Annotated in this window: 6 protein-coding genes; 2 read left to right on the top strand and 4 right to left on the bottom strand. The window is 70.7% G+C overall.

Annotation, left to right across the window (positions count from 1 at the left end; translation table 11 throughout):
• Nucleotides 1–457 precede the first annotated feature (457 nt).
• The 4 genes from argG to SM757_RS28120 all read right to left on the bottom strand — a co-directional run bounded on the left by argG (nt 458) and on the right by SM757_RS28120 (nt 5,559).
• A complete protein-coding gene (gene argG / locus SM757_RS28135) occupies nt 458–1,780 on the bottom strand; it encodes an argininosuccinate synthase (protein ID WP_066340591.1) in 1,323 nt (440 codons plus the stop codon).
• Nucleotides 1,781–1,790: 10 nt separating this feature from the next.
• Nucleotides 1,791–2,108, bottom strand: a complete 318-nt coding sequence (gene ppnP / locus SM757_RS28130) for a pyrimidine/purine nucleoside phosphorylase (RefSeq protein ID WP_322467901.1) — start codon at nt 2,106–2,108, stop codon at nt 1,791–1,793.
• A 122-nt stretch (nt 2,109–2,230) separates the two neighbouring features.
• Nucleotides 2,231–4,828: a molybdopterin-containing oxidoreductase family protein gene (locus SM757_RS28125; protein WP_322467900.1), complete on the bottom strand. Its 2,598-nt coding sequence runs from the start codon at nt 4,826–4,828 to the stop codon at nt 2,231–2,233.
• Nucleotides 4,825–5,559, bottom strand: a complete 735-nt coding sequence (locus tag SM757_RS28120) for a 4Fe-4S dicluster domain-containing protein (protein ID WP_322467899.1) — start codon at nt 5,557–5,559, stop codon at nt 4,825–4,827. The genes SM757_RS28125 and SM757_RS28120 overlap by 4 nt, the downstream gene beginning before the upstream one ends.
• A 149-nt stretch (nt 5,560–5,708) precedes the next feature.
• Between SM757_RS28120 and SM757_RS28115 the strand changes: the two genes are divergently transcribed.
• A complete protein-coding gene (locus SM757_RS28115; RefSeq protein ID WP_407655810.1) occupies nt 5,709–7,961 on the top strand; it encodes a heavy metal translocating P-type ATPase in 2,253 nt (750 codons plus the stop codon).
• 153 nt (nt 7,962–8,114) lie between these two features.
• Nucleotides 8,115–10,610 (top strand): ATP-binding protein, encoded by a 2,496-nt coding sequence (locus SM757_RS28110; protein WP_322467898.1) that lies wholly within the window; start codon nt 8,115–8,117, stop codon nt 10,608–10,610.
• Nucleotides 10,611–10,803 lie beyond the last annotated feature (193 nt).

Genomic DNA, 10,803 nt, shown 5'->3' with positions numbered 1-10,803 from the left:
GTCCATCGTGATGGTGCCGGCGCGGTGGTTCGCGGGTTGAGGGATTGAGGGTACGAGCCAGGGCCAGGGCGTAAGGCGAGGGCGAGGGCGAGGGCGAGGGCGAGGGCGATTTCGCCCGCCTTCGCATCCCGTCAGCCAAGGCGCTTCGCCCCCCACTTCGTCATTCCCGCGAAGGCGGGAACCCAGGCGGTCCCCGAGCAGGCCGCAAGCCCATGCAGAGGAACACCACGGGCCAGTACCTCATGTTTCCTGCCTCGTCGCTACGTTCTGGCTTGGGACCGCCTGGGTCCCCGCCTGCGCGGGGATGACGAAGTGGAGCGCGCGGCGCATCGGCCTTCGGCTGACGCCCCCGTCGCGATTCATTGAGCAAAAAAGCCGCCGGCGCTATGGAAGCGCCGGCGGCTTTTTCATTGCAACCTCAAGGAAAGCCGGCCCAGCCGGTTCCCCTTGATGGGCCTTACTCCAGGCTGGGCAGCGGCGCGTCGCCGCCCGTGCTCAGCAGCCCGGTGCGGCTGTAGATGCCCAGCTTGTCGCGCGTGTCGGTGATGTCGAGGTTGCGCATGGTGAGCTGGCCGATGCGGTCGCGCGGCGAGAACACCGACTCGCCCTTTTCCATCGTCAGGCGCTCGGGGTGGTAGGTCAGGTTCGGCGACTCGGTGTTGAGCAGCGAGTAGTCGTTGCCGCGGCGCAGCTCCAGCGTCACTTCGCCGGTCACGGCGCGGGCGACCCAGCGTTGGGCGGTCTCGCGCAGCATGATGGCCTGCGGGTCGAACCAGCGGCCCTGGTACAGCAGCCGGCCCAGGCGGCGGCCGTTGTCGCGGTACTGCTCGATGGTGTCTTCGTTGTGGATGCCGGTGACCAGCCGCTCGTAGGCGATGAACAGCAGCGCCAGGCCGGGGGCCTCGTAGATGCCGCGGCTCTTGGCCTCGATGATGCGGTTCTCGATCTGGTCGCTCATGCCCAGGCCGTGGCGGCCGCCGATGCGGTTGGCTTCCAGGATCAGCTCGACCGGGTTGTCGAAGGTCTTGCCGTTGAGGGCCACGGGCTGGCCCTCTTCGAAGCGCACGCGCACTTCCTCGGCCTTGACCTCGACTTCCTCCTTCCAGAACGCGACGCCCATGATGGGGTTCACGATCTTGATGCCGGAGTTCAGGTGCTCCAGGTCCTTGGCCTCGTGCGTGGCGCCGAGCATGTTGGAGTCGGTCGAGTAGGCCTTCTCCGCGGACATCTTGTAGCCGAAGCCCGCGGCGGTCATGAAGGCCGACATCTCGGCACGGCCGCCCAGCTCGTCGATGAAGGTCTGGTCCAGCCAGGGCTTGTAGATGCGCAGGCTCGGGTTGGTCAGCAGCCCGTAGCGGTAGAAGCGCTCGATGTCGTTGCCCTTGAAGGTGCTGCCGTCGCCCCAGATGTGGACGTCGTCTTCCTTCATGGCCGCCACCAGCATGGTGCCGGTCACGGCGCGGCCCAGCGGGGTGGTGTTGAAGTAGGTCACGCCCGCGGTGGAGATGTGGAAGGCACCGCACTGCAGCGCGGCAATGCCTTCGTGGGCGAGCTGCAGCCGGCAGTCGACGAGCCGCGCCGCTTCCGCGCCGTACTCCATCGCCTTGCGCGGGATGGCGTCGTAGTCGGGCTCGTCAGGCTGGCCCAGGTTGGCGGTGTAGGCGTAGGGGACGGCGCCCTTCTTGCGCATCCAGTGCAGCGCGGCGCTGGTGTCCAGGCCGCCGGAGAAGGCGATGCCGACCTTCTGGCCGAGGGGCAGTTGTTCGAGGATGGTGGCCATGGTGGGTGCTTCAGCCGAAGTGGCAGATGTAGTGGTAGGCCTCGGTCACGCGGATCTCGAAGCTGGAGTTGGCCGGCACGCTGAACTGCTCGCCGGCGCTGGAGCGGCGCCATTCGTCGCTGCCCGCGAGCTTGTACTCGCAGGCGCCCGCGACGCATTCCATGATCTCGGCCGCGCCGGTGTTGAAGGTCAGCGTCGCCGGCAGGACCACGCCCACCGACTTCTTCGTGCCGTCAGCCAGCGTGATGCCATGGCTCACGCACTTGCCGTCGAAATAGACGTTGGCACGGGTGGTGACGGACACGCCGTCGATCTTCTCGGTGGTCATAGGGGCGCCAGGTTTCAGGGAAAAGACGGAATTTTACCGGGCGGCGCCCGGGCCCCAAGGGCCCCGGCACCGCCCGCGGCGCGGTCGCCCGCGCCGGCCTCGACGCAGGCTCAGGCTCAGGCTCAGGCCCTGCGTATGGAGCACACGGTGTCGAACCAGCCCTGCATGCCCACCAGCGGCGCGGGCTGTATGGGCAGGATGGCGTTGACGTTGTAGCCCGCGCCCGTGCCGCCGCGCGCCGGGTCCCACCACACGCGCTCGTCCAGGTCCGCGTCCTCGCCCACGGCGGCGCGGTCCCACGCCGCCTCCAGCGCCTGCCGCGGCCCGTTGTGCGCCGTGGCCGCCCGGCCGTGGAACTGGTTGCCCAGCGTGTTGGAGACGGCCAGCACGCGCGGGTGTATGCCTTCCGTCACCCAGGCCGGCACCAGCGCCTTGCCCACCACCTCGCCGCCGCCGCGCATGCCGTGGCCGTGAGGCCGGTAGGTGGTGATCTCCACCATGTCGCCCGTGCGTATGCCGTGGCGCGCCGCCGTGGCGGGGTGAATCCACATGGGGTTGTGGTGGACGATCTCGCTGAGGTACTTCTGCGACTGCGTGCGCCCCTGCGTGTGCACGTTCCACTTGAAGGTCACGAGGTGCAGCTGCTCCTGCCCCATGCGCTCGATGCTGGGCACGGGGAACCAGTCCGGCATGCCCTTGCCGCCATCCTCGTCGAACCCGCGCGCCTGGGCCGCGGCCTCGATGTCCGGGTGGTACACGGAGAACTTGCGCGAGGGCGTGATGAAGCCGCGCCGCGCCGTGCCCTTGACCATGAGGCCCACCGGCGCCTCGCGCCCGTCGGCCGCCTTGCGCAGCACGATTTGCGTGGCCTCGTCCACGCGCGTGTTCTTCAGCTCCTCGGCGCTCAAGGGCCAGTCGTACAGCGCGTAGTACTTGGGTTTCGAAGTGTCCTGCCACACGCCGTGCTTGCGCATGTACGCGAAGCCGTCCTCGCCCACGCGCTTGCCGAAGGGCTCGCAGCGCCGGCGTATCCATTCCTCGTGGTCCTTGAACTCGAAGTACTTGGCGGTGTCCGGCCCAATGCGGCGGGCGATGTCGATCAGCGAATCAACGAAGCTGCGGCACTCGCCCGGCGGCGCCACCATGGGCTGGCGCAGCGTGACGTAGTCGCGCAGCTCCATGTTGTTGCGCGTATCAAAACCCCAGCGCTCCATGTAGCTGGCGTCGGGCAGGATCATGTCCGCGTGGTGCGCCATCTCGGAATAGACGATGTCCGAGCAGGCGTGGAAGGGGATGAGCTTCTCGTCCTTGAGCACCCGCAGCGCCAGGCTGCGCCCTTCCGGCCAGGTCTGCGGCGAGGCCAGCGTGTAGCTCAGGTAGACCTGCACCTTGCCCTTGCCCTGCAGCAGGTGGCGGTAGACGATCTGCCCCACCTTCATGCGCTGCCACTTGTTGGCCAGCGGCCATTCCGGCGGGTTCTCGATGGCGCTCTTGGCCTTGGGCGAAGGCGGCATCGGCAACGGGTGCGGGAACACCTGCGGCGGGATGCGCGTGGGCTCCACCGTGTAGCAGTAGCCCCCGGGCTGGCCTATGGAGCCCACGATGGCGTTGAGCAATATGACGGCGCGGTCCGCGTTGAAGCCGTTGTAGTGCGCGCCGCTGCCGCGGTTGGTGAAGGCCACGGCCGCGGGCGCGGCGTGGGCGAACTCCAGCGCCACGCGGCGGATGTCCGCAGCCGGGATGCCGCTCACGCCCTCGGCCCACTCCGGCGTGTAGCGGTCTATCCACTTCGCCAGGTCGTCGGCGGCTACGTTGCTCCAGGTGTCCAGCCATTCGCGGTTGTGCAGGCCGGCGGCGATGATGGCGTTGCCCATGGCCAGGGCGATGGCGCCGTCGCTGCCCGGGTTGGGCGCGAACCACTCGTCGGCCCGCCCGGCCGTGTTGGACATGCGCACGTCGAAGTAGACGAACTTGGCGCCGTTGTCGAAACGGCCGCGGATGATGCGCTTGGCCGCGTGGATGGCGCCCTGGTGCGCCTCGTACACGTTGGCGCCGAAGTCGATGATGTACTTGCTGCGCTCGAAGTCGCCCGTCTCCCAGTCCGTTTCGCCCAGGCTCACGTAATTGGCCGCGCGCTTGTTGGAGGAGCAGATGGCGCGGTGGTTGAACACGGAAGGCGAGCCCACTGCGTTCATGAAGCGCGTGGTTTCCTCGCCCACGCGCGAGCGGCCCACGTGGATGGCGACCTCCTCCGGCTTGCCCTCGTCCATGGCCCGGCGGATGCGGCGCGCGATCTCGTCGTGCGCCTCGTCCCAGGTGATGCGCTGCCAGCGCCCGCTGCCGCGCGGGCCGACGCGCTTGAGCGGAAACAGCAGCCGCTCCGGGTAGTCGTTGATGGTGGGCCCCGACTGGCCCTTGGCGCACAGCGAGCGCCCGTTGTTCGGGTCCTCGGGATTGCCGCTGACTTTCACCAGCTTGCCGTCGATGACGTGGCCCTCGATGCCGCACACCGTGGAGCAGTTCAGGCACACGCTGCGCACCACGGTGGCCTTGCGGTAGTCGTGCGGCACGCGCGGCTGCGCCTTGGCCAGCGCGTCCTTGCCCTTGCGGCGCGGCGTGGCGGCGGCCCAGGCCTCGTCGGGCGACAGAAGAATGGTTTCGCCCACGGCCAGCGTGGCCAGCGCGCCGAAGCCGCGCTTGATGAGGTCGCGCCGCTTCATGCCGCACCGCCTTCCGCTTCCGCGCGGTACTCGGTGATGTTCTGCCCCGGCTCCACGCGCGCCCAATGCACGCGCCGCTGCGGCGGGAAGTGGGCGTCCAGCGACGGCCAGGTCTCGATCTCGTAGGACCAGCCCTCGTGGTTGCGCCCCTCGGGAATCTTGGCCTCCATCTCCACCCGGTGGCCGCGGTAGGCCACGGCCGGGCGCGTGCCCTTGTCGGCTTTCAGCACGGCGGTTTCATGGCCGCGGCGCGCCATGAAGCGCGAGTAGGCCGAGTCGGGGTCGCGCGCGTCGCCAAAGTGAAAAACCTCGGCCGGGCAGGTTTCCACGCAGGCGGGCTCCATGCCCACGTCCAGCCGGTGGCTGCAGAAGTCGCACTTGTCGGCGATCTGCCCGGGCTGGCACGAAATGGCGCCGTAGGGGCAGGCCTTTTCGCAGGCGCCGTGGCTGTCGCAGGCATGTTGGGCGATGCGCACGATGCCGTCCGCCCCGCGCGAGAGGGCGCCGCTCTTGCACGCCTTCAGGCAGGGCGCGTCCTCGCACTGCATGCACAGCGCGGGCAGGAAGTCCCGCTTCACCTGGGGATAGCTGCCGTGGTCCCAGTAATAGACCTTGGTGCGAAAGCTCCCGAGCGGCACCTGGTTCTCGACCTTGCAGGCCACCGAACAGGCGTGGCAGCCGATGCAGCGCTCGACGTCGAGCGCCATCTTCCATTGGGGTTGTTGAGGCATGGCGGGTTTCGTGCGGATGGGCAGGGCCGCTGGCCGGAAGCACCGGGAACGGCTGCGGTGGAGGAGGGGGCGGTAATGTAATGCGCCCCGCTTGACCTTCCCATGATGGCAAGGTCCACAGTGCATCCGTCCCCCTTCGGAAGCACAGCATGGATACCGCCGTGAACCCCGTCACCGCCCCGCCCGCGCCCGCAATGGCCGCGCCGCGCGAGGTGGAGCTGGCCATAGAGGGCATGACCTGCGCCTCCTGCGTGGCCCGCGTCGAAAAAGCCCTGCGCCGCGTGCCGGGCGTGGCGGATGCGCAAGTCAACCTCGCCACCGAGGTCGCCACCGTGGCCGTGGCGCCGGACCTGGGCGACGCCGCCCCGCTGCTGGCCGCGGTCGAAAAAGCCGGCTACGCCGCCCACGTGGTGCCGGACGGGCCGGACGCCACCCCGGCCGCGGCCGCGCCCGCCTCATCTGTGCCGCAGTGGTGGCCCATCGCCGTGGCCGCCGCGCTGTCGCTGCCCCTGGCGCTGCCCATGCTGGGCATGGTGGCGGGCCGCGACTGGGCGCTGCCGGGCTGGCTGCAATGGGCGCTCGCCACGCCGGTGCAATTCTGGCTGGGCGCGCGCTTCTACCGCGCCGGCTGGAAGGCGCTGCGCGCCGGCAGCGGCAACATGGATCTGCTCGTGGCCCTGGGCACCTCGGCCGGCTACGGCTTGAGCGTTTATGAGCTGCTGGCGAGCCACGGCGGCCACGGCATGCCGCACCTGTACTTCGAGGCCTCGGCGCTGGTCATCACGCTGGTGCTGCTGGGCAAGTGGCTGGAAGCGCGCGCCAAGCGGCAGACCACCGAGGCCATTCGCGCCCTCAACGCCCTGCGCCCCGACGTGGCCCGCGTGCGCCGCCACGGCCGCGAGCAAGAGCTGCCGCTGTCGCGCGTGCGCTTGGGCGACGAGGTGGTCGTGCGCCCCGGCGAGCGCATTCCCGTGGACGGCCTGGTGCTGGAAGGCGCCAGCCAGGTGGACGAATCGCTCATCACCGGCGAGAGCCTGCCCGTGCCGCGCCACGAGGGCGACAAGGTCACCGGCGGCGCCGTCAACGGCGAAGGGCTGCTGCTGGTGCGCACCACGGCGCTGGGCGCGGAATCGACGCTGGCGCGCATCGTCCGCCTGGTGGAGTCGGCGCAGGCGCACAAGGCGCCCATACAGCGCCTGGTGGACAAGGTGAGCGCCGTGTTCGTCCCGGCCGTCATTGCCATCGCGCTGGCCACGGCGCTGGGCTGGGGTTTCGGCACGGGCGACTGGGAAGCAGCCATCCTCAACGCCGTGGCGGTGCTGGTGATCGCCTGCCCCTGCGCGCTGGGCCTGGCCACGCCCGCGGCGCTCATGGCCGGCACGGGCGTGGCGGCGCGCCACGGCATCCTGATCAAGGACGCCGAAGCCCTGGAAGTCGCCCACGCCGTGCGCACCGTGGCCTTCGACAAGACCGGCACGCTCACCGAGGGCAAGCCGGAGTTGACCGCCTTCGAGGCCGCCGACGGTCGGCCGGATGAAGTCCTGGCGCTGGCCGCCGCCGTGCAGGCCCACAGCGAGCACCCGCTGGCCCGCGCCGTGACGGCCGCCGCCGAGCGCCAAGGGCTCACCGTGCCCGCCGCGGTCGAAGTGCGCGCCGTGGCCGGCCGGGGCATGGCCGCGCGCGTGGGCAACAGCGAGCTGCGCCTGGGCAGCAGCCGCTTCATGCAGGAGCTGCACGTGGACACCGCCGCGCTGATGCCGCGCGCCGACGCGCTGGCGGCGCAGGGCCGCACCGTCTCCTGGCTGGCGGACGTGACTTCCGCGCCCCGCCTGCTGGGCCTGCTCGCCTTCGGCGACCAGCCCAAGACCAGCGCCGCGGAGGCTGTGCGCACGCTGCAGCGCCTGGGTGTGCGCACCGTGCTGGTGACGGGCGACAACGCCGGCAGCGCCCGCGCGGTGGCGCAGGCGCTGGGCATGGCGGAGGTGCGCGCCGAGGTGCTGCCGCAGGACAAGGCGGCCATCGTGGGCGAGCTGCAGGCGGGCGGCGGCCGCGTGGCCATGGTGGGCGACGGCATCAACGACGCGCCCGCGCTGGCCGCGGCCGACGTGGGCATCGCCATGTCCACGGGCACCGACGTGGCCATGCACGCCGCGGGCATCACGCTCATGCGCGGTGACCCGGCGCTGGTGGCCGATGCGCTGGACATCTCGCGCCGCACCTACGCCAAGATCCGCCAGAACCTGTTCTGGGCTTTCATTTACAACGTGGTGGGCATCCCGCTGGCGGCGCTTGGGCTGCTCAGCCCCGTCGTGGCCGGCGCGGCCATGGCCTTCAGCAGCGTCAGCGTGGTGAGCAACGCGCTGCTGCTGCGGCGCTGGAAAGGCGCGCGCGGGCCCGGCTGAACGGCCCTGGGCTGAACAAGTATCCCTTGCACCACGCCGGTGCCGTGAGAGCCTCAAGAAACCTGCCGCACACTGCTGGCCGGCTTTTTGCCCCTGCCGGGTTTGACTTCCTGCCCGGCCCGCGCGGGCTTCCTCTCACAGGCACCGTAAAACATGGAGCGAGCTCGGGAATCGGACATTCAACCTGTCGAAATCTCGCACCGGGATTCCGAGGCCAAGCGGCTGCTCCAGGCCTTCGATTGGGCGCGCACGCCGCTGGGCCCCATGGACGCCTGGCCGCGCAGCCTGCTGAGCCTGGTGGACATGGTGATGGAGCTGCCTTCGCCGGCCATCATCTTCTGGGGTCCCGAGCAGACGCAGATCTACAACGACGGCTACGCGGTGATCATGGGGCCGCGCCACCCGGCCTACTTCGGTGCCTCCTACCGCGAGTCGTGGCCCGACACCTATCCGCTGATCTACCCCTGGATGCGCCGCGTGCTGGACCAGGGCGACGTGGTCGAGGTGCGCCAGGCCCACATTCCCGTCACCCGCTACGGCTTCGAGGAAGAGGCCTATTTCACCTTCACCTTCAGCCCGCTGCGCGACGACGAGGGCCGCATCGCCGGCCTCCTGCAGCCGGTGTTCGAGGTGACCGCCACCGTGCTGAGCGAGCGCCGCGCCGAAACGCTGCGCATGCTCACGCCCAGCGGCTCGCTGGAGCCCGTGGCCGACGCCATCGCCGCGCTCAGCCGCAACCCGCGCGATGTTCCCTTCGCCCTGGTCTACCTCTGGAACGCGGAGCGCGAGTGCCTTTTGCTGGCCGGCGAAACCGAGGGCGCCGGTGCGGGCAGCGACCCGGACAGGCGCGCCCAACTCGACGCCGCCGCGCGCCGCGTGGTCGAGCGCAACGGGCAGGAATGGGTGGGCGAGCAAGCCGACGCCGCGCGCTCCGGCGCCGACCCCTACGTGCTGCTGCTGCCCATGGAGGGCGTGGCCGGCGCTGCGCCCTTGGGCGTGATCGCCTTCGGCCTGAGCCCGCGGCTGCACTTCGATAAGCGCTATCGCGCCTTCCTGGAGTCCGTCACCGCGCAGCTCGCCTCGGCGCTGCAGCGCGCCAGCCTGCTGCAGGCGCGCGAGCGCCAGCGCCAGCACCTGAGCGACCTCTTCCTGCAGGTGCCCGCCGGCATTGCGGTGCTGCAGGGGCCGGATCACGTGTTCGAGCTGGTCAACCCGGTCTACCAGGCGCTGATCGGCCCGCGCGACCTCATCGGCCGGCCGCTGCGCGAGGCGCTGCCGGAAATGCGCGACCAGCCCTTCCCGCGCATCCTCGACGAGGTCTACCGCAGCGGCCAGGCGCACGTGGGCCAGGAGGAGCCCACGCTGCTGCGCCGGGGCGATGAGCGCTCCGGGCTGGAGGAAGTGTTCTTCAACTACGTCTACCAGCCGCTGCGCGATGCGCAGAGCGGGCACATCAGCGGCATCCTGGTCTTCGCCTACGAGGTGACGGAGCAGGTGCGCGCCCGCCAGCGCGCCGAGGCGCTGGCCGGGGAGCTGCGCGGCGAGCACGAGCGCAAGGACGACTTCCTGGCCATGCTCGCCCACGAGCTGCGCAACCCGCTGGCGCCCATCAGCACCGCCGCCGAGGTGCTGAGCCTGGGCCGGCTGCCGCAGGCGCAGGTCAAGCGCACCAGCGAGATCATCACGCGCCAGGTGCGCCACATGACGGCCCTGGTCAACGACCTGCTGGACGTCTCCCGCGTCACGCGTGGCCTGGTGAACATCGACCGCCAGCCGCAGGACCTCAAGAGCGTGGCCGCCCATGCCGTGGAGCAGGTGCGCCCGCTGGTGGAGGCGCGCCGGCACCACCTGGCCGTGGAGCAGCCCGCCGGTGACGCCTGGGTGTTGGGCGACCAGAAGCGGCTGGTGCAGATCTTCACCAACCTGCTGGGCAATGCGGCCAAGTACACGCCCAGCGGCGGCGAGATCGCCCTGGTCCTGCACGTGGAGGGCGACGAGGTCGTCATCACCGTGCGCGACAACGGCATCGGCATGCCGGCGGCGCTGCAGCCCAAGGTGTTCGGCCTCTTCGTCCAGGCCGAGCGCAGCACCGACCGCGCCCAGGGTGGCCTGGGGGTGGGCCTGGCGCTGGTGAAAAGCCTGGTGGACTTGCACGGCGGCACGGTGGCTTGCTACAGCAGCGGCGCCGGCCAGGGCAGCGAGTTCACCGTGCGGCTGCCGCTGCTGCGCGTGCAGGCCGATGCGCCGGCGGGCGGTGCGCAGGCCCTGCCCGCGGCGGCGGCCGTGGCGCGGCGCATCCTGGTGGTGGACGACAACCAGGACGCCGCGCGCATGCTGGCGCTCTACCTGGGCGAGGCCGGCCACCACGTGGCCGTGGAGCACGCCTCCGACGCCGCGCTCGAGCGCGTGCTGCAGGAGCCCTTCGACGTGTTCCTGCTGGACGTCGGCCTGCCCGGCATGGACGGCTGCGAGCTGGCGCGGCGGCTGCGCGCGCGGCCGCAGACGGCCCAAGCGCTGGTCGTGGCCGTGACCGGCTACGGACAGGAGGCCGACCGCCAGCGCGCCCTGGACGCCGGCTTTGACGACTACCTCGTCAAGCCGCCGGACCCCGAGCGGCTCACGGCCCTGCTGGCGGCACCGCCGCGCTGAGCTTGGGCGCCGAGAAGTCCCGCGTGGTGCGGGATTTTTCGGGGGCATCACGCCATGGGTGAGCTTGCCCGTGCGCACGCGGTGCCTGGGCCGTGAGAGGCAGCGGCGGCCGTGCCGCGCGTTGGCATCCCGTCAGCCCAGGCGCGTCGCTCCCTACTGCGTCGTGCCCGCGAAAGCGGGCATCCACGAGCGC

This window comes from Azohydromonas lata, from assembly GCF_034427735.1.
GTDB classification, from domain to species: Bacteria; Pseudomonadota; Gammaproteobacteria; order Burkholderiales; family Burkholderiaceae_C; genus Azohydromonas; species Azohydromonas lata.
This window is presented reverse-complemented; position numbering and strand designations above follow the sequence as displayed.